General features: G+C 71.5%; 23 protein-coding genes, 1 tRNA gene and 1 pseudogene. 14 read left to right on the plus strand and 11 right to left on the minus strand.

Translation table 11 applies throughout. The features are described 5' to 3' along the window. Positions 1-34 precede the first annotated feature (34 nt). From ACTIGN_RS28625 to ACTIGN_RS28640, 4 genes are all read left to right on the plus strand, one after another. Positions 35-1,324 carry an MFS transporter gene (locus tag ACTIGN_RS28625; RefSeq protein ID WP_439630340.1) on the plus strand — a complete coding sequence of 430 codons (1,290 nt, stop codon included), beginning with the start codon at positions 35-37 and terminating at the stop codon, positions 1,322-1,324. Positions 1,325-1,671: 347 nt separating this feature from the next. Then, positions 1,672-2,580 carry an integrase core domain-containing protein gene (locus ACTIGN_RS28630; protein WP_439630342.1) on the plus strand — a complete coding sequence of 303 codons (909 nt, stop codon included), beginning with the start codon at positions 1,672-1,674 and terminating at the stop codon, positions 2,578-2,580. A gap of 176 nt (positions 2,581-2,756) precedes the next feature. Further along, entirely contained in the window at positions 2,757-3,806 is a 1,050-nt protein-coding gene (locus tag ACTIGN_RS28635; protein WP_439630344.1) for a DUF1559 domain-containing protein, read from the plus strand. 24 nt (positions 3,807-3,830) lie between these two features. Further along, entirely contained in the window at positions 3,831-4,214 is a 384-nt protein-coding gene (locus ACTIGN_RS28640) for a hypothetical protein (RefSeq protein ID WP_439630346.1), read from the plus strand. A 447-nt stretch (positions 4,215-4,661) separates the two neighbouring features. Here the strand turns inward: ACTIGN_RS28640 and ACTIGN_RS28645 are convergent, their stop codons facing one another. Further along, positions 4,662-5,300 (minus strand): transposase DNA-binding-containing protein, encoded by a 639-nt coding sequence (locus ACTIGN_RS28645; RefSeq protein ID WP_439630348.1) that lies wholly within the window; start codon positions 5,298-5,300, stop codon positions 4,662-4,664. Further along, a complete protein-coding gene (locus tag ACTIGN_RS28650; RefSeq protein WP_439622072.1) occupies positions 5,227-5,412 on the minus strand; it encodes a transposase DNA-binding-containing protein in 186 nt (61 codons plus the stop codon). The genes ACTIGN_RS28645 and ACTIGN_RS28650 overlap by 74 nt, the downstream gene beginning before the upstream one ends. Positions 5,413-5,681: 269 nt before the next feature. Between ACTIGN_RS28650 and ACTIGN_RS28655 the strand changes: the two genes are divergently transcribed. From ACTIGN_RS28655 to ACTIGN_RS28680, 6 genes and pseudogenes are all read left to right on the plus strand, one after another. Further along, positions 5,682-6,353, plus strand: a complete 672-nt coding sequence (locus ACTIGN_RS28655) for a chemotaxis protein CheB (protein WP_439630350.1) — start codon at positions 5,682-5,684, stop codon at positions 6,351-6,353. Positions 6,354-6,503: 150 nt separating this feature from the next. Next, a complete protein-coding gene (locus tag ACTIGN_RS28660) occupies positions 6,504-7,508 on the plus strand; it encodes a CheR family methyltransferase (protein WP_439630352.1) in 1,005 nt (334 codons plus the stop codon). A 388-nt stretch (positions 7,509-7,896) separates the two neighbouring features. Next, on the plus strand, positions 7,897-9,783 hold the full coding sequence (locus tag ACTIGN_RS28665) for a PAS domain-containing protein (RefSeq protein ID WP_439630413.1): 1,887 nt from the start codon (positions 7,897-7,899) through the stop codon (positions 9,781-9,783). 79 nt (positions 9,784-9,862) lie between these two features. Continuing rightward, positions 9,863-10,000, plus strand: a pseudogene (locus ACTIGN_RS28670) (response regulator); the annotation flags it as partial. 64 nt (positions 10,001-10,064) lie between these two features. Then, positions 10,065-10,946, plus strand: coding sequence for a LuxR C-terminal-related transcriptional regulator (locus ACTIGN_RS28675; protein ID WP_439630354.1), 882 nt, complete (start codon positions 10,065-10,067; stop codon positions 10,944-10,946). A gap of 45 nt (positions 10,947-10,991) precedes the next feature. Next, entirely contained in the window at positions 10,992-11,240 is a 249-nt protein-coding gene (locus ACTIGN_RS28680; RefSeq protein WP_439630356.1) for a hypothetical protein, read from the plus strand. Between the two features lie 428 nt (positions 11,241-11,668). Here ACTIGN_RS28680 and ACTIGN_RS28685 read toward each other — a convergent pair. From ACTIGN_RS28685 to ACTIGN_RS28700, 4 genes are all read right to left on the minus strand, one after another. Next, positions 11,669-11,755 (minus strand) — tRNA-Ser (locus tag ACTIGN_RS28685). A 46-nt stretch (positions 11,756-11,801) separates the two neighbouring features. Next, positions 11,802-13,700 carry an aspartate kinase gene (locus ACTIGN_RS28690; protein ID WP_439630358.1) on the minus strand — a complete coding sequence of 633 codons (1,899 nt, stop codon included), beginning with the start codon at positions 13,698-13,700 and terminating at the stop codon, positions 11,802-11,804. 70 nt (positions 13,701-13,770) lie between these two features. Further along, entirely contained in the window at positions 13,771-13,959 is a 189-nt protein-coding gene (locus tag ACTIGN_RS28695) for a hypothetical protein (RefSeq protein ID WP_439630360.1), read from the minus strand. Positions 13,960-13,976: 17 nt separating this feature from the next. Beyond that, a complete protein-coding gene (locus ACTIGN_RS28700) occupies positions 13,977-14,513 on the minus strand; it encodes an alpha-ketoglutarate-dependent dioxygenase AlkB (RefSeq protein ID WP_439630362.1) in 537 nt (178 codons plus the stop codon). Between the two features lie 112 nt (positions 14,514-14,625). On the opposite strand from ACTIGN_RS28700, the gene ACTIGN_RS28705 reads away from it, so the two are divergent. Next, positions 14,626-14,985: a 2Fe-2S iron-sulfur cluster-binding protein gene (locus tag ACTIGN_RS28705; RefSeq protein WP_439630364.1), complete on the plus strand. Its 360-nt coding sequence runs from the start codon at positions 14,626-14,628 to the stop codon at positions 14,983-14,985. A 70-nt stretch (positions 14,986-15,055) separates the two neighbouring features. Here the strand turns inward: ACTIGN_RS28705 and solA are convergent, their stop codons facing one another. From solA to ACTIGN_RS28720, 3 genes are all read right to left on the minus strand, one after another. Next, on the minus strand, positions 15,056-16,213 hold the full coding sequence (gene solA / locus ACTIGN_RS28710) for an N-methyl-L-tryptophan oxidase (protein WP_439630366.1): 1,158 nt from the start codon (positions 16,211-16,213) through the stop codon (positions 15,056-15,058). A gap of 93 nt (positions 16,214-16,306) precedes the next feature. Continuing rightward, positions 16,307-18,355: a trypsin-like peptidase domain-containing protein gene (locus ACTIGN_RS28715; protein ID WP_439630368.1), complete on the minus strand. Its 2,049-nt coding sequence runs from the start codon at positions 18,353-18,355 to the stop codon at positions 16,307-16,309. A gap of 10 nt (positions 18,356-18,365) precedes the next feature. Beyond that, positions 18,366-18,758, minus strand: coding sequence for a hypothetical protein (locus tag ACTIGN_RS28720; RefSeq protein ID WP_439630370.1), 393 nt, complete (start codon positions 18,756-18,758; stop codon positions 18,366-18,368). A 92-nt stretch (positions 18,759-18,850) separates the two neighbouring features. On the opposite strand from ACTIGN_RS28720, the gene ACTIGN_RS28725 reads away from it, so the two are divergent. Further along, on the plus strand, positions 18,851-20,284 hold the full coding sequence (locus ACTIGN_RS28725; protein ID WP_439630372.1) for a DUF1501 domain-containing protein: 1,434 nt from the start codon (positions 18,851-18,853) through the stop codon (positions 20,282-20,284). 295 nt (positions 20,285-20,579) lie between these two features. Here ACTIGN_RS28725 and ACTIGN_RS28730 read toward each other — a convergent pair whose 3' ends face one another. Beyond that, entirely contained in the window at positions 20,580-21,008 is a 429-nt protein-coding gene (locus ACTIGN_RS28730; RefSeq protein WP_439630374.1) for a hypothetical protein, read from the minus strand. Between the two features lie 298 nt (positions 21,009-21,306). On the opposite strand from ACTIGN_RS28730, the gene ACTIGN_RS28735 reads away from it, so the two are divergent. Further along, a complete protein-coding gene (locus ACTIGN_RS28735) occupies positions 21,307-22,074 on the plus strand; it encodes a methyltransferase domain-containing protein (protein ID WP_439630376.1) in 768 nt (255 codons plus the stop codon). Between the two features lie 11 nt (positions 22,075-22,085). Beyond that, the gene (locus ACTIGN_RS28740; protein ID WP_439630378.1) at positions 22,086-22,844 is read left to right on the plus strand and encodes a hypothetical protein; all 759 of its coding nucleotides are present in this window, start codon (positions 22,086-22,088) and stop codon (positions 22,842-22,844) included. A gap of 643 nt (positions 22,845-23,487) precedes the next feature. Here ACTIGN_RS28740 and ACTIGN_RS28745 read toward each other — a convergent pair. Further along, on the minus strand, positions 23,488-24,708 hold the full coding sequence (locus tag ACTIGN_RS28745; RefSeq protein ID WP_439630379.1) for a hypothetical protein: 1,221 nt from the start codon (positions 24,706-24,708) through the stop codon (positions 23,488-23,490). Positions 24,709-24,800 lie beyond the last annotated feature (92 nt).

Below are 24,800 nucleotides of genomic sequence, written 5' to 3' on the forward strand. Positions count from 1 at the left end.
CCGGGCCGCCCACGTACCCACGGACCCCGAACGCATGAGTGCCGCAGCGCCCGAGCCGCCCGCGCCGCACGCCCGGGCCGAGCTCCCGGCGCTCGCCAGTTGGACCAACCTGGCGGTCGCGGCCCTGATCTACGTCTGCACGAACCCGGGCCGGACCCAGTACATGGGGGTCATCACCGAGCCCCTCCTGGACGAGTTCCGCCTCACCCGGACCGCGTACGGGCAGCTCAACTTCTGGGCGACGATGACCGTCGCCGCCCTGTCGGTCGGGTTCGGCACCCTGTTGGACCGGCTGGGCGTGTACCGGGCGGCGTGGTCGATGACCGCACTCACCGCCGGGGCCACCGCCCTCACAGCACTGGCCGGCGGCCCGTGGGCGCTGTTCGCGACCATCACCCTGGCCCGGCTGTTCGGCCAGGGCGTCCTCGCGGTCGCGAGTACGAGTCTGCTGGGCAAGTCGTTCCGGCCGCGGTTCGCTCCGCTCGCCGCGGCCGTGTACCTGGCGCTTACCGCGGTCCTGTACGCGGGCGTGCTCCAGTGGGTCCGGGTGGGGCTCGTGGACCTCGGGTGGACGTGGCGGGGCGTGTGGCTCGTCCTCGCCGGGGGGATGGGGTGCGCGGCCGTGATCTCGATGGTGTTCGTGACCCCGCCGGCGGTCCCGCCCCCGGACCGGGCCGCGATGAGGTCAACGACCGGCGGCGACCGCACCGTGTGGCAGGCGGTGCGGCACCCACTGTTCATCGTCTTCGGCCTGTTCTGCCTGGTGAACGGCACGGCCGTGAAGGGCATGGACGTGTTCCTGGAGTCGCTGCTCAAGGACCGCGGGTTCGGCAGGGAGGTGTTCTTCGACTCGCTGGTGCTCGGGGTGCTGTCCCTGGTCGTGTTCAAGTTCGGGGTCGCGTGGCTGTGCCACCGGTGGTCGATCGGGGCGGTGCTGGCGCTGGGGATGCTCCTGTCGGCCGGGGTCGTGGGGAGCGTCTCGCTGCTGGACACGGCCCGGGACGTGTACGTGTGGTCGCTGCTGAAGTCGCTGGCGTGGTCGGTGTACGTGGTCGTGTACTTCTCGATCTGGGCGTACGCCTTCGGGCGGCGGGACCTGGCCCAGATCCAGGGCGCGATCCACGTCGTCACCATCACCTCGTCCGGGCTCGGCCCGCTGCTGCTGGGCGTATGCCGGGACCAACTCGGCTCCTACCTCCCGGTCCTCCACGCCTTCGCGGCCGGCATCTTCGTCCTCGGCGTAACGATGCTGTTCGTGAGGGTCCCGTGCGCGGACCCGGGGGCGGCCCCGGCGACAGGCGCAGGCGACCCCGCTTCGCCATGACCACCCGGGGAGCCTCGAGGATTTTGCTGTCCCCTCCCGACAATCGGACAAGCCGCCTCGGCTCTGCCGGAGCAGAAGACCTTTCGAACTTTCACGGGCGAACACGGGCGCGTGTTTCTCGCATGAGGACCTCACCGTCCAAGGGGATTTCTAGGCGACCGCGGGAGTGTGGACCCATCGTGGTCTCGAGCACTACCGGTCCGGGTGTAACACTGCTCCAACACTGAGGTGCTACCCGGACCTGCTCGCACGGAGTAACCCCACCGGTGCGAGTTCTCCGGGTGGGGTGCACCCGGGTACTCGGGGGACAGCGGAAGCTCGGCGTTCGCGGCGCGAGTCGCACCACAGTGAAGAACATCCTGAAGGAGGCGGGCCTCGATCCCGGCCCCAAGCGCGGGGCGGGGATGTGGGAGGCCGCCGGGCGGCGGCACGCGGCCACGCTCTGGGCCAGCGACTTCCTGAAAGTGCGGACCGCGACGCTGGGCGGATTCGTGGGCCTGGACCTGCTGTTCTTCATCCACGCCGGCACCCGACGGGCGTTCGTGGCCGGGATCTCGGCGAACCCTACCAGTTCCTGGGTCACGCAGCAGGCGCGGAATGCCTCAATGCAGATGGCCGAGTGGGGCCTGCAGGCCACGCACGTGCTGATCAACCACGACACGAAGCACACGGACGACTTCGGTGCGGTGCTGGCTGTCGACGGGTGCGAGGTGACGCGGGTCGGGCCGCGGGCCCCGAACCGGGACGCGTACGCCGAGCGGTTCGCGCAGTCGTTGAGGCAGGAGTGCCTGGACCACTTCATCGTGCCCGGCGAGGACACCCTGCGGCACGTCACCCGCGCCTTCCTCGAGCATTACAACCGGGATTGGTCGCATCACGGTGTCGGTAACGACCCGCTCCCGCAGGCTGCGACGTCCGAGCCGAAGGAACCCGGCCCGTCCGCCCCGCCATTGCCGACGGGGAAGGTCCGGTGCAAGGAGCGGCTCGGCGGCTCGTTGAGCACTCTTACCCCGACGACGCCTGGGGCATCACGGGCAGTGACATCGCGTTGCAACCGGCCGCCCGGTGCCGCCCGGTTGCACGCGCGGATAGCCGTCCCGAGCCTTGAGTGCCAGGCGACGGCCGCTCGCGCTCGAACTCGCGACCGCTTCTCGACCCGGCCGGCCCACTCCGACCGACCCCAACTCAGCACGTTCGCCAGAATGGCGACCCCGACTGCCCTCCGAAATCTCCTGTGGTCTCGGTGCGCAAAATAAATGAGCAGAACGGCGGTGGCGTGCACGAGGTGGAATCTGATTTTCCATGCCGTTGCGGTACACCTTTTGCAACCCGTCCCCGCGAACGTGAACCCGCTACTCTTATCCCTCTCGCAAACCTCATCCATCCCGTTGGCTCATCGCTCCGCCCCCACTCTCTCTCCCACGAGGACCAGATGTTTCTCCCCGACACGCACGCCCCCCGGCCGCCCCGCGGCTTTACGCTGATCGAGTTGTTGGTCGTGATCGCGATCATCGCGATCCTGATCGGGTTGCTCCTGCCCGCCGTGCAGAAGGTGCGCGAGGCCGCGGCGCGGATGCAGTGCAGCAACAACCTGAAGCAACTGGGCCTCGCGGTCCACAACTACCACGACACGGTCCAGCGCCTCCCCCCGGGCGGGGCCGAGGACCAGCCCCCGTTCGGCACCGACACCGGAGCGAGCGGCGGCGCGTGGGGCAGCAGTTGGATGGTCTACATCCTGCCGGGCATCGAGCAGAATGCCATCGCCAGCAAGTGGCAGTACTCCGGCAGTTCGGGGGTGTTCAATGCGAACAACAATGCGGCCATGGCCGGGGCGACCATCAAGACGTTCTCCTGCCCCTCCTCGCCCCTCAAGACGGGACCCTCGCCGAGCAATTCGTCGGCGTGCCTCGCGAACTACGTGGGCATCGCGGGCGCGGCCAACGGCACGATCCCCGGCTACACCGAGGCCCGCGTCAACAGCCTGCCGAGCGGCGGCATCGTCGGCGGCGGCGGGATGCTAATCCCCAACGGGCAGGTCCGCTTCACCGGGGTCGCCGACGGCCTGAGCAACACCATCCTCATCAGCGAGCAGTCCAATTTTCTCAAGGACACCAGCGGCGCCAAGCAGGACTGGCGGGCGACGCAGCCCTGGGGCTTCTCCCTGGGCGTCAAGAGCCAGGGCGTGCCGCCGAACTTCACCAACACCCCCGGCTCCGACAACCGTTCCCCCGCCATGTGCACCATCCGCTATACCATCAACCAGACCCCGGCCGCCGGCTGGGCCAACGACATCGCCGGCACGGGCGTCGGGATCAGCGGCAACAACACCGGGGCCAACATCCCGCTCAACTCGACCCACACCGGCGGCGTCAACGTGGTCTTCGGCGACGGCTCGGTCCGCTTCCTGAACGACTCCACCACCTTGGCCGTCCTCGCCGCGATCGCTACCCGCGACGACGGGACCGTCGCGAACCTCCCCTGACCCCCTACCCGAAGGGATCGCGCGATGACCCGGCCCCTGAGTTACCTGCTCGTCGCCGCCGCCCTGGCCGGTTGCGGCAAGCCCGGCGTCCAACTCGTCCCGGTCAGCGGCACCGTCGATCTCGACGGCGCGCCGCTGGTCGAGGGGACGGTCTACTTCAAGACGGTGGCGACCGGGGCCATCGAGGCCTTCGCCGTCAAGGACGGCAAGTTTTCGGGCAACGCCGAGTTTGGGGCGCGCCACGTCGAGGTCACCGCCTACCGCAGTAAGCCCCTCAAGGACGACCCGATGAAGGGCGAGATCCAGGAGAGCCTCGTCGGGCCGGCCTACAACATCGACAGCAAGCTCACCGCCACGGTCACCGCAGAGGGGCCGAACACCTTCAAGTTCGACGTGAGGGGCAAATGACCCCTCACGGGGTTGCGTACCTTCGCGGACCTGGTCCCCCCGGGGGGCTGCCGCCACCCTTGTTCGCCGGTGCAGAACGGCGGAGGTCGACTGCGTGCGGCCCCGTCGTCCATGCTCTCCCCGAGCGGAACGGTTCTCGATCTTTTGGCGCGTACTCTCTCTCTGTCGAGCCCCACCATTAACAGGAATTTCTAAGGGATCGTGAGAGGTGGCAGTCGCGCGCGACTGTTCACCGGGGGAGGTTTCGAGTTTCACTCGGACACCAAGTTTCACGCTCCTCGAACTCTGAGGTGTTCACCGGCCGGTCGACGCCGGGAGGAGACATAACCAACAACGGGTTCGACGCGGTACCTGCAACGTGGGAACGCGTGGCCCGCACTTGCAGGCCGGCAGGGCGCGCGTCCGCCAGAGAAACACAACGGGTGAGGCGTGGTTGACGGCCGCCGATCACGTTCCTAATCTTCTGGCTTCTTCACCGGAACGGAGGCGTGGCGCGATGACGTTCAACTCCCGCTCCCGGCCAACCGTTTCATACAGGCAGGTGCGGACCGGGAAGTGCGTCCCCGCCTCGTGGGCCGCACCGAACAACTCGTAGATGTCGCTCTCGCGGTCCCCGATGTGAACACGCCGGGACGGCTCGCCCAGTTGCTGTGTGGACCGGTTGAGGTTCTCGACCCAGCGCACGCTCTCCTTCCGGTCGATGGGGACGCGCGTGGGGCTGATCCGCCTCCTCAGCGCGTTGGTGCCCTTGACCTTCTTGCGGGCCCAGAACTTCGCGGCCGCCAAACCCAGCGGGAGGCCGTCGGCCGCCAGCACCAGACTGGAGTGCACGAGCACCCCACAGGCGGTGTACGTCGCGTGCCGGCCTTTGGTGAGCGAGAGCGAACCGATCGCCTCGGGCGTGTCCTGCTGGAAGCCGAACTCGGTGGTGTCGTGCCGCACCAGGATCGTCCCGGCGGTCGCGGCGAACCGCGCCGCGGTGGCCGCGAAGTGCCCGCCCGGGATGACGCCCTCATCGACGCGCGGGTTGTCGAAGAACCGGTAGGCGGCCTTGGTCGCGGCCCAGTCCTGGCACGCCAACGGCACCGTACTTACCGAGCCGTTGCCCCAGGTCGCCGAGCACCTTCCCCAGTCGCTTCTTCAGCCGCGGGTCGGGGAACGTACCGCCGTCCAATTCGTACTCGGCCCAGGCGTCCACGTCGGCACCTTCGGGCGAGTGCCGGAGCGAAGCCCACTGAGCGCCACTCTACTTCAAATACCCGGACCCGAACGCGGAACTTGTGGGTAATCGAAAGCCGGTGAACCTCGTGCGTCGGTGATGAGTTGGAGGAATGAGCGGCCGGGGCACGCCCACGTCTTGACCACGTACTCGCGGCGCAGAAGTTGGTCCCCGAATAGGATGACGGCTCTGGCGGTCCCGTCAGCGCAGCCCCATCGCCAGCACGGGTCCCGCGAGGAGGTGCAGGCGTGCCCGACGAACATCCCCCCGAACTCGATTCAAGCCCGGCCCAGCCCGCCGCCGAGCCGGACCGCCTCGCGGAGCCGGTCGACGCCGAGCCGCCGCCGCGGCTGCCGTTCACGGTCGTCGGCATCGGCGCGTCGGCCGGCGGGCTGGAGGCGGTCGGCGCGTTCCTCGACGTCATGCGGCCGGACAGCGGCATGGCGTTCGTCCTCGTCCAGCACCTGCCGCCGGACCACACCAGCATGCTGGCCGAGGTTCTCTCGCGCCGCACGGCCATGCCGGTCAGCCAGGCCGAAGACGGGGTGGCGGTCGAGCCGAACCACGCCTACGTCATCCGCCCGGGCCATGTGCTCACCATCCGCGACGGTCGCCTCCACCTCGGCCCTGAGCTGGGCGGCCCGAGGGCGGCCAACCGCCCGATCGACGACTTCTTCCGCAGCCTGGCCGAGGAGCAGCGGGAGCGAGCGGTGTGCGTGATCCTGAGCGGCATGGGGTCCAACGGCACGGCCGGGGCCCAGGCGGTCAAGGCGGTCGGCGGGGTGTGCGTCGCCCAGGACCCGGAGACCGCCCAGTTCCCGAGCATGCCCCGGCACCTGATCGACGCCGGGTACGCCGACTACATCGCCCGCCCCGCCGACCTGCCCGACGTCCTCCTGAGCTACGCCGGCAGCCCGTAGGCCCGCGGCGGCCGCGAGGCCGACGCCGACGAGGTGCTCCGCCGCGAGCAGCACCACCTGCGGGAGGTGCTGGCCATCCTCCGCACCCGCGTCAAGCACGACTTCAGCGGGTAGAAGAAGCCGACCGTGCTCCGCCGGATGTAGCGGCGGATGGGCCTGACCCGGGCGGCCGGGCTGGCCGAGTACGCCAAGCTGATGCGGCAGGCGCCGGGCGAGGTGACCGCCCTGGCCGACGACCTGTTGATCCACGTGACCGGGTTCTTCCGCGACCCGGACGTGTGGGAGGCGCTGCGGGAGCAGGTGGTGGCCCCGCTGGTCGCGGCCCGCGAGCCGGGGGCGCCGGTGCGGGCGTGGGTGGCCGCGTGCTCCAGTGGGGAGGAGGCGTACACGCTGGCCATGCTCCTGCTCGAGGAGTCGGACCGGGCCGGCAAGCGGCTGGACATCAAGGTGTTCGCCACCGACCTGGCCGAGCGGGCCCTGGCCCACGCCCGGGCCGGGCTGTACCCCGGCGGCATCGAGAGCGACGTGTCCCCCGAGCGGCTGGCCCGGTTCTTTGCCCGGGACGACGAGAGCTACCGCGTCCGCCAGGACCTCCGGGACCGGGTGGTGTTCGCGTCCCAGAACGTGCTCCAGGACCCGCCGTTCAGCCGGCTCGACATCGCCTCCTGCCGCAACCTGCTCATCTACCTGGAGCCGGAGGCGCAGCAGCGGGTCCTCAACCTGCTGCACTTCGGGCTGCGGGAGGGCGGGGCCCTGTTCCTGGGCAGCAGCGAGACCGTCGGCGGGGCCGAGGCGCTGTTCGAGCCGGCCGACAAGAAGGCCCGCATCTACCGCCGGGTCGGGCCGACCCGGCACGGGACCATCGACTTCCCGCCCGCGCGCGCCGGCGGCCGGTGGGACCGCCGCCCCGGCCCCGGGGCCGGACGGCCCCTGGCCGCCGGTGGCCGAACTGGCCCGCCGCACCCTGCTGGAGTGGTACACCCCGGCGGCGGTGACGGTCGACCGGGACAACCACGTCCTGTACCACCACGGCGACACCTCGCCGTTCCTCCGCCAGCCCCAGGGCGAGCCGTCCCGGGACCTCCTGGTCCAGGCCCGGGACGGGGTGCGGGCGGCGGTCCGGGTCGCCCTGCACCGGGCGGCGGCGGACGGTAAGCGGGCGACGGCCCCGGACGGGTGGATGGACGCGGCCCCGAATCGCCGGGTCCGGGTCCGGGTGACCGCCGCACAGGTCCTCGACGCCGGCGGGGTGGGGGCCGCGCCCGAGTGCTACGTGGTCGGGTTCGAGGACCTGGGGGACATCGCCCCGCCCGCCGCGCCCGGCGGCGAGGGGACCGACGAGGTGCGGCGGCTGCAGGGCGAGCTCCAGAGCACGATCGAGGAGCTCCAGACCAGTAACGAGGAGATGCGGGCGTCGAACGAGGAGGTGATGAGCGTCAACGAGGAGCTCCTGAGCGCGAATGAGGAGCTGGAGACCTCCAAGGAGGAGATGCAGTCGCTCAACGAGGAGCTGCGCACGGTCAACTCCCAGCTCCGGGCGAAGATGGAGGAGCACCAGGGGGCCAGCAGCGACCTGGCCAGCCTGCTGACCAGTACCGACATCGCCGTCCTGTTCCTCGACCGCGAGTTCCGGATCCGCCGGTACACCCCGGCCGTCCGCGACCTGGTCGACCTGATCCCCGGGGACATCGGCCGGGCGCTGGCGGCGATGGCCCGGCGGTTCGACGACCCGCACCTGGACGGCGACTGCCAGGCCGTGCTGGAGCGGCTGGTGCCGGTCGCCCGGGAGCTGGCGGCGGCCAACGGCCGGTACTACCTGCGGCGGGTGCTCGCGTACCGGACGGTGGACGACCGCATCGACGGGGTGGTGGTCACGTTCGTGGACGTCACCGACGGGAAGCGGGCCGGGGAGGCCCTGCGGGCGGGCGAGGAGCGGCTGCGGCTGGCGGTGGCCGCCGCCGAGCTCGCCACCTGGGACTGGGACGTGGCGACGGGCCGGGTGGTGTGGAACGACGCCCACTTCGACATGCTGGGGTACGCGCCGGGCGGGGCGGCCCCGAGCTACGAGGCGTGGCGGGCCCGGGTCCACCCGGGCGACCGCCCGGCGGCCGAGGCGGCGCTGGCCGCCGCACGGGACGCCCGGGCCCCGTACCACCACGAGTTCCGCGTCGTCCACCCGGACGGGGCGGTGCGCACGATGTCCGCCCGGGGCACGTTCTCCTACGACGGGGCCGGGGCGCCCGTGCGGATGATCGGGGTGATGCGGGACGTCACCGACCAGCGGGCGACGGAGGCGGCCCTCCGCCGGAGCGAGGAGCGGCTGCGGCTGGCCCTGGTCGCCGCCCGGATGGGCACCTGGACGTGGGACGTGGCGGCCGACGAGCACCGCCGGGACGCCGGCCTGAACGCCCTGTTCGGGCTCCCGGCGGCGGACACCGTCAGCCCGTTTGCCGAGTTCCTCACGCACATCCACCCGGACGACCGGGGGGCGGTCCGGGCCGCGTTCGATCAGACGGTCCGTCACGGCCGCCCGCTGAGCGTGGAGTTCCGGGCGGTGCGCCCGGACGGGGCGGTGCGGTGGCTGCGGGACCAGGGGGACGTGTTCGGCACGGCCGGGCAGGCGCGGCTGGCCGGGGCGTGCGTGGACGTGACCGACCTGAAGGAGGCCGAGGCGGCGCTGCGGCGGGCGAACGACGAGCTGGAGGGCCGCGTCGCCGAGCGGACCGGCGAACTGGAGCGGGCGCTGGACGCGCTCGGGGCCGAGATGGCCCGGCGGCAGGACATGGCCCGGCGGCTGGCGAGTGCCCAGGAGGACGAGCGGCGGCGGGTGTCCCGCGACCTGCACGACTCGGTGGGCCAGCTCCTGACCGGCCTGTCGCTGGCGTTCAAGGCGGTTGAGACGTTCGGCGAGCTCCCGGCCCCCGCCGCGGGCAGCCTGGCCGACGCCCAGCGGATCATGAGCGACCTGGGGCGCGAGCTCCACGGCGTCGCCGTCCGGCTGCGGCTGACGTCCCTCGATGACATCGGGCTGGAGCCGGCCCTCGGCCAGCTCGTGTCCGACTGGGCGGCCCGGGCCGGGGTGCGGGCGGAGCTCCACGCCCCCGGCCTCGCCGCGGGCCGGCTGCCGGCGGAGGTCGAAACGGTCGTGTACCGGGTGGTCCAGGAGGCGCTCACCAACGTCGCCAGGCACGCGGTCGCGACGGCCGCCGGCGTGGTGGTGACGCGGTCCGACGGTCACGTGTCGGTCGTGGTCGAGGACGACGGGGCGGGGTTCGACGCGGCGGCCCCGCCGCCGGGCCGGCTCGGTCTGCTCGGGATGCGGGAGCGGGTGGAACTCGTCGGCGGCACGATGGACATCGAGTCGAGCCCCGGTGCCGGGACGGCGGTCGCCGTCCGGATCCCGGTCCGGGCGAGGGAGGGAGGGCCGTGAGCACGTTGCGCGTGTACCTCGTCGACGACCACCCGGTCGTGCGGAACGGGCTGAGGGCCCTCGTCGATGCCGAGGGGACATGGAGGTCGTCGGCGAGGCGTACGAGGGCGGGGCGGCCGTCCGCCGGGTGCTCGAGCTCCGCCCCGACGTGGTGGTGATGGACGTGTCGATGCCGGGGATGAGCGGGACCGAGGCGACGGCCCGGATCCGCGCCGACTGCCCGGGGGTGCGCGTCGTCGCGCTGACCGCACACGAGGACCGGGCGTACCTCCGGCAGGTGCGTGGCGGCCGGGGCCAGCGGGTACGTGCTCAAGCGGTCGGCCGCGGCCGACCTGGTCGGGGCGATCCGGCACGCGGCGGCGGGCAACACGCACGTGGACCCGGTCGTCGCCGCGCAGCTCGTCGTCGGGTCCGGCCGGGCGGGTGAGGGCGCCGAGAAGCCGGACCTGAGCGGGCGCGAGATCGAGACCCTCAAGCAGATCGCCGAGGGGTACTCGAACAAGCAGATCGCCGCCCGGCTGGATCTCAGCGTGAAGACGGTGAAAACGTACATGACCCGGGCGATGGAGAAGCTCGGCGCGAGGTCCCGTGTGGCCCTCGTGAGGTGCGCGGCCGAGCGGGGCTGGCTGGCGGGCGGGTGGGGGTCATCCCCGCGGGCCAGGCCGACACACTCCCGACCCGTCGCGGCCCGCCGGGGTTGTGATCACCGCGGCTCGATCCGAGCACCGACCCTGGACCGCATCGACCCGTCCGGGAGCAGGTCGGCCAGGTCGGCACCCGCGGGACGGGCCGGCAACTTGTTCAGGACGTGCGTCAGGTGCGCCTCCGGGTTGACCTCGGCGCGCTTGCCCGAGCGGCTGGCGGCGGTGTGTCTCAAATGTCTGGCCCGTGACCCCGCCACCCGCTACCAGGACGCCGAAGCTCTCGCCCACGACCTGCGTGTGGCCCTCGGGATGCGCCCGCCGAAGCGGCGGGGGATGATTGTTCTGACCGTCGCCGCTTTCGCCGTGCTTTTGTGCGTGACGGGGTGGGACTACTTCACCCGGCAGCCGGCCCCGGAGCCACGGCCGACGGCGGCTGAACGGTCCGGTGCGGAATGCGTGTTCTCGGTCGGCGGAAAGGTGAACGACGCCTGCCGGACGGGCGACCTGGCCGAACCGTAGCCGGTCCACGTCGCCTACCTCCACCGGGACCACTGCGACGACCCGGTGACGGACGCCGGGCTGGCGCACCCGTCGGGCTGTCCCGACCTGCACACGCTCAACCTCGGCGGGGTGAAGATCGACGGCAGTGGACTGACGCACCTACGAGGGGCGACGAAGTTGACGTGGTTGAGCCTCGGATGCACGAACGTCACGGACGCCAGCCAGACTGCGAGCGAGTCCGTGTCGAGCCGGGGCGGGTCGAGCGTAACCGACCAGTCACCCGGACCGATGGCCCGGCCCAAGGCGAGCTAGTTTCGTCCCAGCAGGTGAACTCGGTGTGGGCGACTTTCCCGGCGTTCAAGGTCGTTCCACCAGGTCACGACGCCGTTCCAGAGGGCTTCGAGGCGGCTGACCCTCGCCAGGGCTTGGTTCTCATCGGCCCCCAGGTAGAAGCGCACGGGCCTGCCGTTCTCACGCTTCCCAATCTCCCGGTAGAACTGCCCCCGGTCTTCCTCCACGCCAAGATGGACTTTGCTATTCGCCATTCCCGCCACTCTCCGAACCAGTCAAAGATTGCAAGGGGTGGAATCGTTTCCAGGAATGTCGGATTGTTTTCAAAATCCGACAAACGATGGCATAAATCCGACAAATCGAGGGTTTTGGTTGGGCGTTGAGAAGTGAGTTCCGTCGCAAGTCCATGAAAAAACGCCAGTTGCATCAAATTGCAACTGGCGTTTCAGCGGAGAGGGAGGGATTCGAACCCTCGTTACCCTTGCGGGTAAATCAGTTTTCGAGACTGACGCATTCAACCACTCTGCCACCTCTCCGGCACAGGAACTATACCGCGTCGGGCCGCCGTCGGGAAGCCCCCGGTCAGGCAAGTTTGAACGCCTCGCGGAGGCACGCCAGCGCCTCCTCGCCCCGCGGCCGCTCCACGACCACCCCGACGCACACCTCGCTCGTGTTGATCATCCCGATGTTGATGCCCCGGGCCGCCAGCGCCCCGAACATGGTCCGGGCCACCCCCGTGTGCGTCCGCATGCCGACGCCGAGTACGAACAGCACCGCAACGTCCGAGTCGCCCACCACCCGGCACGTCGGGTCGATCTGCTGCACCACGTCCTGCGTCCGCTTCAGCGCCCGGGTCAGGTCGGCCCGCGGCACCGTGAACGACAGCTCGGCCCGGCCCGGCCCGGTCAGGTTCTGGACGATCATGTCCACCAGGATGCCGCCGGTCGCCACCGCGTTGAACACCCGCGAGCAGTTCCCGGGCTTGTCCGGCAGGTCGTGGATCGTCACCCGCGACTGGTCCGCGTTCAACTGGACCCCGCTGACCAGCACGTCCTCCATCCCCTCGAGCCGGGCGATGGCGGCCTCGCGGTCCTTGGTCGCGGGGACGACCAGTGGGCTCGGGCGGACCTTGAACCCGGTGCCCCCGGCCTCGGCCGGGACGCCCGCCCCCTTTCGCGGGGCCGCGAGCCCGAACGCCGCGTGGACCGCCCGCAGCGCCTTGCGGCCGCGGACCGCCTTGCGGCTCTCGAGGTGCGCCTTCTTGACCGGCTCGCCGCCCTCGGCCGCGGGCTCCTCGGCCGGCGCGTCTTCCTCGATCAGTACGCTGATCTTGATGTCGCCGGTGGTGATCATCCGCATGTTCACGCCGTCGGCCGCGAGCGCCTGGAACAGCTTCTCGGCGACGCCCGACAGGGTCCGCATCCCGGCCCCGACCACCGACACCTTGCTCACCTTGCCCGTCTCGTTCAGCGTGGCCCCGAGTTCGGCGACGAGCGGCCCGAGCGTCTTCTTGGTCCGTTCCAGTTCGCTGTTGAGCACCGTGAACCCGATCGACGCCCGGCCGCCCGAGCCGACGCTCTGGGCGATCATGTCGACCGCGATGTTCGCGCCGGCGAGCGCCGCGAACACGCGGTGGCTGACCCCGGGCCGGTCCGGGACGCCCTCCAGCACCAGCCGGGCCTCGTCCACCGCGAGGGCGCACCCGCACACCGGGAACTCGCCCATCCACTCGGCCTCGGGGACGATCCAGGTGCCCACCGCGTCGGACAGCGAGTTCCGCACCATCAGCGGGACGTCGAACTTCTTGGCGAACTCGATGGACCGCGAGTGCATGACCCCCGCGCCCATGCTCGCCATTTCGAGCATCTCGTCGTAGCTGATGGCGTCCATCTTCCGGGCGTCGGGGACGATCCGCGGGTCGGTCGTGTACACGCCGTCCACGTCGGTGTAGATCTCGCACGTCACGTCGTACCCGGCCAGCTTCATCGCCGCGGCCACGGCCACGGCCGTCGTGTCGGACCCGCCGCGGCCGAGGGTCGAGATGTCGCCGAGTTCGTCCACGCCCTGGAACCCGGCCAGCACCACGATGCTGCCCCCGTCGAGCGCCTCGACCAGCCGCCGGGTGTCGATCGACTTGATCCGGGCCTTGCGGTGTGTGCTGTCGGTGACGATCCCGACCTGCGGGCCGGTGAGGCTGACGGCCTTCTCGCCGAGTTCCTGGATCGCGAGCGCCGTCAGCGCGATCGAGATCTGCTCGCCGGTGGCCAGGAGCATGTCCATCTCGCGGGCCGACGGGGCCGCGGTGATCTGCGCCGCCTTCGCGATGAGGTCGTCGGTCGTGCTGCCCTGGGCGCTGACGACCACGATCACCTGGTTGCCGCCGTGCTTGGCCCGGATCGCCTTGCGGGCGGCCTCCATCACGCGGTCCGCGTCCCTCAGACTCGACCCGCCGAACTTCTGCACCACGAGTCCCACGGTCACCCCTCGCATCGACTGGAGAGCAGGCTAACCGGGTTGTTGTACCGACCGCCGCGCCCCGATTCCAGCGGCGTCACGGGCCGGGCGGGGCGTCCTCGGGCACGCCTCCGCTAAACGCTTGGCGGGTCTTCTTGTCGCGGATCGCCTGGTCGGCGGTCGGCCCGCCGCGCCGCCGCCGGTCCCCGTCGGTGTGGCGGAACTCGCCGGCTTTGGTCGCGTACTTGCCCTTGTTCGCCTTCTTCGGCTTCTTGTCCGACGACATGGCCCGGCTCCGAGGAGTTACGACTTCATTCGACGAAACGTGAGGCTCACGCGACCGCCTCGGACCGCGTTGTCGCCGAGAATGGCGTGCTTCCAAGTCGTCTGCATCTCCGGCGACATCCAGAGCAGCGAACCGGACGGCAGGGGGTAACGCTCGGTGACGCGCTTATACGTGTCGAGCCGGAACGTGATCGCGCGCTCCGCCCCGAGGGAAACTACAGCGATTCCGGTTCCGGGCTCGAGTTCATCGACCGCGTCGAAGTGGAAGCCCATCGTGGACTCGCCCGACGGGTAGTAGTGAGCCAGACAGTTGTTCGGCTCGAAGCAGAGGGCCGAGGCGACCGCCTCGCGGACGGGGACCAACAGATCGGGGAACGGGGCCGCGGCCCACTCGATGCCGGAGTAGTTGTACGGCACGCCAAAACTGGCGGCCTTCCGCGCGCGGATTCGCGAGTCCCACGCGATGCCGTTCACCAGTTGGTCGAACAGCGTTCCCGGGTCCGGGATGAAGTCCGGTGTCAGTCGTACGTCACCTGATTCGAGTAGCATCGGCATCGTGCGCCCCGAGGGTCCACCCGTCCGACACGCGGGCGGTGGGCCGGGTTCGCGGCGGGCGACTAAAATGGCCGGGTCGCGATTCGCTCGCCCGTACTGAAGAGGGTCCGTCATGCCGAAGCTCACGGTCGATGGGGTTGGGGATTTCGAGGTGCCGGCCGGGAAGCGGCTCGTGCTGGCGCTCACCGACGAGGCCGGGGTCGACCAGCTCCACGCCTGCGGGGGCAACGCCCGCTGCACCACGTGCCGGGTCGAGTTCGTCGCCGGCGAACCGAACCAGATCGCCGAGGCCGAGAAGGCCGTACTCGCCGCGAAGGGGGCCACCGGCGTGCGGCTGAGCTGCCAGATCGCGTGCGACCACGACATGACCGTACGGGTCATCAGCCGCCTGACCGGCAGCGGCCGCGCCGACGCCGGAAAGCGCCCGACCGACGCCATCGCCCCGCCGCCGGTGTGGGTGGCTCGGAGCTAATGCGGAGTGCGGAACGCGGAGTGCGGAATCACGATCAGAAGAGCGAAAGGCGGTTCCGAAACCGCCGTCTTCACTCCGCACTCCGCGTTCCGCACTCCGCACTTCGAAAGCGTGTCGCCCGGAACAGGCCGATCCCGTGCCGGGTGGTGCCGGTGTCGGCGAGGTCGGCCAGCACCTCGCCGACGGCCGACGCGAACTTGAACCCGTGGCCCGAGAACCCGCACGCCACGCTCACCTGCGGGTGGGCCGGGTGCGTGTCGATCACGAAGTGGTGGTCCGGGGTGACCGTGTACATGCACACCTGACCCTTGGTGAGCGCCCCCAGCCCGGGAATGTGGGCGTCCATGAGGGGGCGGATCGCGGCCGCGTCGTCAGCGGTCACGTCCCAGTCCACGCCGTCGGGGTCGGGCAGTTCGGGCTGCCCGTAATGCCGGGCGATCTTGAGCCCGTGCGGGTCGATCGCGGGGAAGCCGTAGAACGCGGCCCCCGGCGAGTCACAGACGAACAGCGGGAACCGGTCGCGGGCGAACTCGGCCCGCCGGGTCCCTGCGTCGAACCACAGGAGCGTCTGCCGCATCACCCTCAAGCCGACGCCCAGGTCGGCGAGCAGCCGCGTCGCCCACGCGCCGGCCGTGACGACCAGCTTCGCGGCGGAGTACGTCCCGCGGTCCGTCGTGACGCGGACGCCGTTGCCCGCCGCTTCCCAGGCCCGCACCGGTTCCTCTGCGCGGACGTCGGCCCCGAGTGACACCGCACTGTCAATGTGCGCCCGCACGCAGTCCTCGACGTACAGGAACCCCGCGGCCCGCTCCAGCACGCCGGAGTAGTCGGCCGGGAAGCGGAACGCCGGGAACCGCCGCTCGACCTCGGCCGCGGTCAGCTCCTCGGCTTCGAGGCCGTGCGTGCGGACCGACGCGCGAACCCCCGCGACGTGCCCGCTCCCGGGCGGCCCGACGTTCAGGCACGGGCACTCGGTGAGCAGGTGCCGGCCGGTGAGTTGCTCCAGTTCGTACCACCGCTCGAACGCCCGCCGCACGAGCGGGACGTAGTCCGGGTGCTCGGCGTAGGCGGTGCGGATGATGCGCGTGTGGCCGTGCGAACTGCCGCGGGCGTGGACGAGCGGGTACTGCTCCAGCCCCAGAACGCGGCGGCCGCGGCGGGCCAACTCGAAGCACGCAGCCGAGCCCATGCCCCCGACGCCCAGCACGATCACGTCGTAGTTCGCCATGCGGCCTCTCGTTCGCGTCTCTGGTTTGGTGGCACAGGCCTCTGGCCTGTGAAGGCTCGCTCAGGCCAGAGGCCTGTGCCACCAGAGGTCGTGTCACTTCAGGTTCTTGAGCCCGGCGCGCAGCGCGGCCAGGCGCTCGGCGTCGTCCTTTGCTCCCGCGGCGCGCTTCAGAACGTCCGCGAACTCGGGCCGGTTTGCGGCCGCGGTCGCCTTCAGCAGCCAGCCCGCGGGGATCGACGGCACGTCGGGGTACTTCGCGGCCATCGCATCGGCCTGCGCGAGCAGGTCGGCCGCCACGCCCGGGAGCCGCTTCGGGTCGGCCCGCAAGGTGTCGCCGACTGCGGAAGCGGCCCTCGCGTCCTCCCCGAGTTCGAGCAGCACGCCGACGAGCCGCTGCCGGGCGTCGGCGTCGGCGGGGTTCGCGTCGAGTACGCGCTCCAGGCTCCCACGGGCCTTGCGCCAGTCCTTCGCACCCGCGGACCACGCCGCGCGCAAGACGAGCGCGTCGCGGTCGAACGGCCCGCGCTCAACGGCCGCGTCGAGTTCCGCGAGCGCCTCGGCGGGCTTCCCGGCCGCGTCGAGGAGCCGCGCCCGGCACACGCGGGCCGGCACGCACCCGGGATCGAGTGACACCGCGGTGTCACAGTCCTGCGCCGCGGCGTCAGCGTTCCCCTTCTGGCGAAGCGCTTCGGCCCGGGCCGCCACGCCCAGCGCCGCGGAGCGGGCGAACCGTGCGGGGAGCCCCTCGGCGCGGGCGAACAGCCCCGCGAGCGTCTTCGGCCGGCGATCGGCACGCGCCACGTCGAGGAAGGAAGTGATCTCCTCGGCGGCGACGGCGTACCCGACGAGTTGCGCCGACTCGCGGGCCGACAGTACGCCCACGAGGTCCCCGCGGTCGTTCAGCAACGGGCCGCCGGGCGAGCCGGCCTGCGCCGGGAGTTGGCACACCAGCACTGACACCTTCCGTGGGCGGTCGTCGGGCGAAACGGTGAGGTAGCCGCGCTGCCGCACCGGACCGCCGGCGTACACCCACGCGAACTCTAGCCCGCCGGGGTGGCTCATCGTGTGGACCGTTTCGCCGAGGGCCGGCGGCCGCGGCGCGAGTGCAAGTGGCCGGGCGTCCTTCACCGGCGCGTCGAGCTTCAGGAGCGTGAGGTCGCGGTCGCGGTCGGTGGCGAGAACCAGCGCCGACCGCCACGCGCCGCGGAGTTGCAGGCCGAGCGGGTCGCGGTACGCGGCGCGCTCCGTGACCCACCGGCCGCCGTCCCGCAGCGGCAGCGCAATGCCGACGCGGTCCCCGGGAGTAAACTTCCGCCCGCACGTCAGCACGAGGTCGGGTTCGATCAGCACGCCGGCGACCTGGGCATCGGTCGCGGTGGGGCGGACCCAGACAGTGGCGCGTGTGAGCGAAGCGGCGATGTCGTCCGCCTTCGCGTTCGCCGGGGGCGGGGCCGGGAGTCCCGCGAACGTCCAGATTTCGCGGGCCGAGATGCACACCGCGGCGAGCGGGCACTGCCGCCGCAGCGCCGAGGCCATGCCGACGAGGCGGCCGCGGCGGTCGAACACCGGGCCGCCGCTGTCGCCCTCTTCGGTCGGCAACTGCCCGACGATCACGTCGGCGTTCGCCGCGAGCTTCTTGCCGCGCCAGAAGTAGCCGTTCGCGAGTGCGCCGCTCACCCGCACCGGGCCGCAAGTCAGGTTGAACACCGTCTCCAGGTCGAGCCGATTGCCGACGACCGTGAGCGGTTCGCCCGGTCGCGGGGCGTGCGCAAACGTCACCGCTCGCGTGCCCGGCGGGAGCGATTCGAGCTCGACCAGCGCGAGGTCGAACTCGTCCGCGGTCTTCAGCACCGTTCCGGTAACGAGCAAGCCGCGCTCGCGGAGGAGCGCGCGGTTCCCGAGGTACGCGGCGCGGTCGGTGACCAACTCGCCGCCGCGGACCCACGGGAAGATCACGTCCACGGTCTTGCGGTCGGCGACGATGTGCCGGCAGGTGACGAGGAGCCGCTTCCCGGCGTCCACGACGAACCCGGTCCCGGCCCCGTCGTTCTCGGCCCGCACCCACGCGACCGACGCGAGCAGGTCCGCGGCCGGCGGCGGGGCGTGCGACGCGAGCGCGAGCAGGAGGGCGACGGCGTTCATGCCGTCCAGGTTAGCCGATCTGCGGCGTGACGGCGAACAGCGCCCGGAAGTGCGACCGGTACACCCAGATGAGGGCGGCACACAGGACCACGAGCGGCACGCCCGGCCCGGCCTGCCCGACCATGAAGACCTCGAAGAACAGGATGTTCAGCGCGATCGGCGAAAGGATCACCAGCCCGAGCGGCACGAGCCGGCCCGACAGCACCAGCAACCCGCCGGTGAGTTCGAGCACCTTCACGGCGGTGAGGTAACCCGACGTGTACAGCGCCCCGGTGAACACCGCGGCGGCGCTCCCCTCGGGCGGGGGCGGCGGGTTCGGGATGAAGTGCAGGAAGTAGTTGAGCGAGAACACGAGGAACGGCAGTGCGAGCAGCACGCGGGCGACCAGCGCGATCCAGAACATGGCGAACTCCGGCTCGGGTGACGTGGTGCCCGGGGATACCGGCGGCCGCTCGCGTTCTTGCACCCGCTCCCGTGGAGGGGTACGCTGGCGGCATGAGCACGCACTTCCCCTTCGCCCGTTCGCGCCGCGAGTTCCTCTTCCAATCGGGAGGCGGGCTGGGCGGCATCGCGTTGAACTGGCTCGCGGCCCGCGACGCCCGCGCGTCCGACGCGGCGCCCCCGGGCCGGAACCCGCTCGCCGCGAAGAAGCCGCACCACGCGCCGAAGGCGAAGCGGGTGATCTTCATGTTCATGGTCGGCGGCCCGAGCCAGATGGACCTGTTCGACCCGAAGCCGGCGCTCGTTAAGTGGGCCGGCAAGCCGCTCCCTGAAAATACTGGCCGCCCGAAGAGCCAGTTCACGAGCGGCGGCGAGGTGGTCCTGCCAAGCACGCGGAAGTTTCAGAAGCACGGGCAGAGCGGGCTCGAAATCTCCGACCTGCTCCCGCACCTCGCGACCTGCGCCGACGACCTGTGCCTGCTGCGGGCGTGCTGGAGCACGTCCACGATCCACGCGCCGGCGATCTACGAGTTGCACAGCGGCCGCACGCTCATGGGGTTCCCGAGCCTCGGCTCCTGGGTCACCTACGGGCTCGGCAGCGAGAGCGAGAACCTCCCCGCGTACTGCGTGATGCCGCAGCCCGAGGGCGTCCCCGAGGGCGGCGCGCCGTGCTGGTCGGCGGGGTTCCTCCCGGCGGTGTACCAGGGCACGCTCCTGCGGCGCGGGCCGAACCCGGTGCAGAACCTGAAGCCGCCGGGCGACGTCGGGGCCGACGAGAACCGCCGGTCGTTCGACCTCGTGAACAAACTCAACGCGCTGCACGCGCCGCCGGGCGACTCGGAACTCGACGCCCGCGCCGCGAGCTACGAGCTGGCGTTCCGCATGCAGCGGCACGCGCCCGAGGCCGTCGATCTCTCGAAGGAGACGGCCGCGACGCGCACCGCCTACGGGCTCGACGAGGCGCGGACCGCCGACTTCGGCACCCGGCTCCTGCTCGCGCGGCGGCTGCTGGAGCGCGGCGTGCGGTTCGTCACGGTGTACTCGGGCGGCGGCCCGCTCGTGACGCAGTGGGACGCGCACGACGACGTGAACGCGAACCACGAGAAGATGTGCGGGCACGTCGACCAGCCGATCGCGGCGCTGCTCAAGGACTTGAAGCGCCGCGACATGCTCAAGGACACGCTGGTGGTGTGGTGCAGCGAGTTCGGCCGCACGCCGAACAGCCAGGGCGGCAAGGGCCGGGACCACAACCCGCTGGGGTACACGATGTGGCTGGCGGGCGGCGGGGCGAAGGGCGGCACGGCCGTGGGAAAGACCGACGAGTTCGGCCTGAAGGGGGTGGAGCACGTCGCCTCGGTGAACGACTTCCACGCGACGGTCCTGCACCTGCTCGGCCTGGACCACGAGCAGCTCACGGTCCGGCACTCGGGCCGCGACGAGCGGCTCACCGACGTCGGCGGCCGCGTCATCGACGCCGCACTGGAGTGACGCCGGGCGTGCGGACAACCTTCCCACTTGGAACTGAATCGCGGCGGCACTTCTCAAGATGCGCCAGCCGAGGCCGCCCGACGAGCCGCCCCCGCCCGGCAACGACAACTACTGACCCACGGCCGCGACTCGTTGGGGGAACCGGTACGTGCCGATCCCCGCCCCCACTCGTACCGAATCGCAGGGATTCGTTTCTTTGTTGGTGGGGCAGGCATTCGTGCCTGCCTCCAGACGCCTTCGGAGGCAGGCACGAATGCCTGCCCCACTAATAGCAACTGATCCACGCGAGCCGGTATCACGAGGGCCGGGTGGCCTCGACGACCGCACGGGTGTAGCCGCCGTGCCGCGCGATCACGACGGCGGGGTCACACGGGCCGCCCGCACCGGCGACCACGACGCACCGCCCGGCCGCCAGCGCGGCCTCGCAGAAGACGGCCTCCGCTTCCCCGAGACCGAGTCCCACCAGCGCGCCGGTCAGCCCCGCGGCACCCGCCCCGCCGACCGCGTTGAGCACCCCGGTGCCCGGTCCGGGACCGCTCGCCACCTTCCCCACGCCGGGCACGTCCGCGACCGCCCCGCCCTCGGGCCAGGGCTCCGCCGGGTTCGAGACGAGGACCACGACGCCGCCGGGATCGTGCCCCCGGCACAGGAGTTCGTTGGCCGCGCGGTCGGCGGCGGCCGCCGAGGCGAACGCCGCGGCGGAGTGGGTCGGCTTCGTTGGCACGGGCGTCTCCCGGTGGTCGGCGGGGCGACGCCGGTCCCGCTGCACACGCGGTGCCGGCACCGCCCGGCCGCCGGCGGGGCGCCACCGTCGCCCGCCCCACACGGGCGGCCAGACACGGGAGATTCCCGACAAGGCTCGCTCGGCCTCGTGATATAGACCCCCGCCGCCGGGACGGAAGACACGCGGCGGAGGTCGGGTAGCGTCTCGCCCGACCCCGTGATATAGTCCCGTCCCGCCGCGGACCGGGCCACCGGGTTCGGGCCGCCGCTACCCCACCAACGCTTGACCGGGAAGCCGAATGCCGCCGACTGCTACAAGCTACTGGCCCGACGCGCGGTGCGCCCGGGCGTTCTGGGGGCAGCACGAGTTGCCCCCGTACCGCCAGTTGCTCGCCGACACCGTCGGGTGGGCCGACCCCGCGGGCGGCGAGCGGTGGCTCGACCTGGGCTGCGGGGGCGGGGCGATCTCCCGGGCCATCTGGGAGCGCACCGCGGGCACGGTCGCGGGGGTCGTCGGGGTGGATTGTGCGGCGGCGAACGCGCAGGCCTACGACCGGCTGAGGGCGACCCTCAGCCCCGCCCCGGGCGACCGGATCCGCTTCGCGTGCCACGACTTCAGCGGCGGCCTCGGGGTCTTCGCCGCCCAGGAGTTCGACCACGCCGTGTCGGGCCTGTCGATCTCGTACGCCGAGTCGTTCGACGCCGGGGCCGGGGCGTGGACCACGGCCGCGTACGACCACCTGCTCCGCGAGGTGTTCCGCGTGCTGCGGCCGGGCGGGCGGTTCGTGTTCTCCGTGAACGTGCCGGAGCCCTCCTGGGGGCGCGTCGCGCGGTTCTCGCTGCTCGCCGCCCTGCGGTCCGACCACCCGCTCCGGTACCTGAAGCGGTCGTGGCGGATGCTCCGGTACGGGCGGTGGCTGAAGCGGGAGGCGCGGACCGGCCGGTTCCACTACCTGCCGGCCGAGCGGGTCACCGAGAAGCTGGGCGCGGCCGGGTTCACCCGGGTCGAGCACTGCCTGAGTTACTGCGACCAGGCGTACATCTTCCGGGCCGTCCGGGCGGCGTAGGGGGAGCGACGATGCGCGGCCGGTCCGTCGGTCTGTCGGCACCGCGGCGGTTCATGGTGGACCTGCTGCACTTCGCGTCGCAGGTCCCGGGGGTGCCGGTCCAGCGCGAGATGCGCCTGGGGGAGGTACGCGCCGCGCGGGCCGCGGCGGCCCCCCGGCCCGGGTGGCCGGCCCTGTTCCTGAAGGCGTTCGGGCGGGTCGCCGCGGAGATGCCGGAGCTGCGGCGGGCGTTCGTCCGCCTCCCGTGGTGCCACCTCTACGAGTACCCGTCGAGCGTGGCGACCGTGGCCGTGGAGCGCGAGTACGCCGGCGAGCGGGCGGTGTTCTTCGGCCGCGTACGCGACCCGGGGGAGACGGCCCTCGTTGAGGTCGACGCGCAGGTGCGGGCCCTGGCCCTGGCCCCGGTCGAATCCGTCAAGTCGTTCCGCAAGATGCTCCGGTTCGCGCGGCTGCCCCGGGTCGTGCGGCGGACCCTGATGTGGCTCGGGCTGAACCTGCCCCGGTCCCGGGCGCACCAGTTCGGCACGTTCGGCCTGAGCGTGTACTCCTCGCTCGGGGCCGAGTCCCTGCACCCCCTGTCCCCGCTGACGGTGACCCTCACCTACGGGGTCGTCGAGCAGGACGGGTCCGTGGTGGTGCGGCTCGTGTACGACCACCGAGTGCTCGACGGGGCGACGGTGGCCCGGGCGCTGGCGCGGCTGGAAGCGGAACTCAACGGCGCGCTGTGCGACGAACTGCGGGCGATGGCCCCCGCGAAGCGGGCCGCCTGACCCGCGGCGGGCGTCGCTCGGGCACCTCTCATTGGTTCCGGCCGATCCCCCCACCCCACCTCCGGAACCATATTACATGTCCGGAAGAATCTATATCAGAATGGCTCTTCGCTTGAACCGGACCTGTAACCGCTGACGGGTTGTGTCTTTCCGAGCACCAGGTCGGCGACCCAGCACCCGCCGGGGTGCGGCGCCGGCGGTAGCGTGCGTCGAGCCGCGCTTCGCGGCGAGCCGCACCGGGGTCAAACACGGGTTCCGTACCACACCCCGCGAGTGCCTCACGGTGCGGCTCGGCCGCGGCCCACGCGGCGAGTAGGGCGTCCGCCTTCTCCATCGACCGGCGGTACGTCTCCTGCCAGGTGTCGGCCTTTGTGGAGCAGGGCGCCGTCGCTGCGGCCTTCGCCGCCCTCGCGGGGGTCGCCGGGTGGGCACTCTGGTCCCCGGGGCCCCGGCCCGACGCCTGCGCGGGGCTCCGGGCGGAACTCGGCACCCTGCCGGTCACGCGTGGCGGCCGCGGCCGCCACGCGCGGCTCACGACGGACCCCGACGCGCCGCGGTGGGTGCAGGTCGACCTCGGGGCGGTGCGTGTCGCCGACGAGATCGTCCTCTTCCCCGCCGAGCCGGCCGACCCGCTCGCCGCCCCTTACTTTGCGGCCCCAGAAACGATCACCAGCGCGGGGTTGGAGACGCTCACGGAACCGTCGTCGAGTTGGTACTCGATGTGGAGGGCGTGAAGGCCGGGCGGTACCTTCTCCCACCTCCACTCGGTCTTGTCCGGCGCCACCGTGGCGAGCTTCACGTCGCCGTCGTAGTAGTCCAGACTTTTCACCTTTGTGCCGGGCTTGACCTCGGCCGAGACCACGAGCGGCGCGTTCGCCGGGACGACGATCGACCGCTTCGCTTTCGCGGTGAACGGCGGCAGTTGAACGTCGCCGGTCGCGGTCTTGACCGCCAGTTGCACCGGCGGGTTCTGCCGCACAAAGCTCCGCCACGTGTAGGCGAGCGACTTCGACGGGAGCCAGACGGCGGCGTCCTTGTCCCCCTTGTATTCCCCGTAGGGGGCGATCCCCGCGAGGGGGGCGTTCCACTTGGTGCGGTCGCCGAGCCACCCCGCCTCGATCTGGAGCGGGGCGAGCTTGACCGCTTCGGCGTACGGCGCGGCCGCCTTCGGCAGCCGCGCCTCGACGACGGCCGCCATGTACGGCAGGAGCAGCGCGGTGGCGTTGCCGTAGTCGTGGCCGCAGTCCCATTGCAACGCGAGCGTCCACGGGGCGGCCTTCGCACGGGCCGGGTCGTAGTTCTTGGGGATGGCGTCGAGCATCTTGAAGCCGTCCGGCTTCGCGCCGATCACGATCAGCCCGCCCGCGGAGAGGTCCTTGTTCGGCTCGGGCACCCAGCAGCAGACGTCGCCGAACCCGATGGAGCGGCCGGGGTTCTCCTGGGCGATGGTGGCCGAGAAGCCGCCCCCCTTCGAGAACCCGGCGAGGAAGTACGGCGCGTGGGCGAGTTCCGGGTGGCCGGTGTCGGCGGCGAACTTCTCCAGGGCCGCGGCGATCGTCTTCGCCAGCGCGGCCGGTCGGTTGTTGCGGCCGCCGACGTTCTCCATCAGCAGTCCGAGTTGGGCGCCGCCGAGGCCCCGCGCCGCCTCGCCCCACGTGCTGCCGGGGCCGGCGTTCTTGTCGGCCGGGTTGACGAGCACGAACCGCACCCCGGCCGTGTCGGCCGGGAGGAAGAAGGTGATGTCCGTCTTGTCGATGTTCGCCGTGAGGACGACGTCCTTGCCGGCGTTCGCCGGGGGCGGCGCGGCCGCGGCGGAGCTACACGCCCCGGTCGCCAGGGCGAGAAGCCCGATCCAAAGTTTCATCACATGCTCCGGGTCACGGAAATATGGGTGTCACGCAAGCAATTCCCCGGTAACGCCCATTCGGTCGCTCTGCTTGATGTCGGCAGGAGTTA

The sequence above is a fragment of the Gemmata sp. genome, from assembly GCF_051859125.1.
Lineage (GTDB): Bacteria > Planctomycetota > Planctomycetia > Gemmatales > Gemmataceae > Gemmata.

Excerpts from the sequence above, each read along its gene's own strand:
- ACTIGN_RS28625 (WP_439630340.1), top strand. The coding sequence starts at position 35 with ATGAGTGCCGCAGCGCCCGAGCCGCCCGCGCCGCACGCCCGGGCCGAG.
- ACTIGN_RS28635 (WP_439630344.1), top strand. The coding sequence starts at position 2,757 with ATGTTTCTCCCCGACACGCACGCCCCCCGGCCGCCCCGCGGCTTTACG.
- ACTIGN_RS28640 (WP_439630346.1), top strand. The coding sequence starts at position 3,831 with ATGACCCGGCCCCTGAGTTACCTGCTCGTCGCCGCCGCCCTGGCCGGT.
- ACTIGN_RS28660 (WP_439630352.1), top strand. The coding sequence starts at position 6,504 with ATGGGCCTGACCCGGGCGGCCGGGCTGGCCGAGTACGCCAAGCTGATG.
- ACTIGN_RS28665 (WP_439630413.1), top strand. The coding sequence starts at position 7,897 with ATGGAGGAGCACCAGGGGGCCAGCAGCGACCTGGCCAGCCTGCTGACC.
- ACTIGN_RS28695 (WP_439630360.1), bottom strand. The coding sequence starts at position 13,959 with ATGTCGTCGGACAAGAAGCCGAAGAAGGCGAACAAGGGCAAGTACGCG.
- ACTIGN_RS28700 (WP_439630362.1), bottom strand. The coding sequence starts at position 14,513 with ATGCCGATGCTACTCGAATCAGGTGACGTACGACTGACACCGGACTTC.
- ACTIGN_RS28705 (WP_439630364.1), top strand. The coding sequence starts at position 14,626 with ATGCCGAAGCTCACGGTCGATGGGGTTGGGGATTTCGAGGTGCCGGCC.
- solA (WP_439630366.1), bottom strand. The coding sequence starts at position 16,213 with ATGGCGAACTACGACGTGATCGTGCTGGGCGTCGGGGGCATGGGCTCG.
- ACTIGN_RS28715 (WP_439630368.1), bottom strand. The coding sequence starts at position 18,355 with ATGAACGCCGTCGCCCTCCTGCTCGCGCTCGCGTCGCACGCCCCGCCG.
- ACTIGN_RS28720 (WP_439630370.1), bottom strand. The coding sequence starts at position 18,758 with ATGTTCTGGATCGCGCTGGTCGCCCGCGTGCTGCTCGCACTGCCGTTC.
- ACTIGN_RS28725 (WP_439630372.1), top strand. The coding sequence starts at position 18,851 with ATGAGCACGCACTTCCCCTTCGCCCGTTCGCGCCGCGAGTTCCTCTTC.
- ACTIGN_RS28735 (WP_439630376.1), top strand. The coding sequence starts at position 21,307 with ATGCCGCCGACTGCTACAAGCTACTGGCCCGACGCGCGGTGCGCCCGG.
- ACTIGN_RS28740 (WP_439630378.1), top strand. The coding sequence starts at position 22,086 with ATGCGCGGCCGGTCCGTCGGTCTGTCGGCACCGCGGCGGTTCATGGTG.
- ACTIGN_RS28745 (WP_439630379.1), bottom strand. The coding sequence starts at position 24,708 with ATGAAACTTTGGATCGGGCTTCTCGCCCTGGCGACCGGGGCGTGTAGC.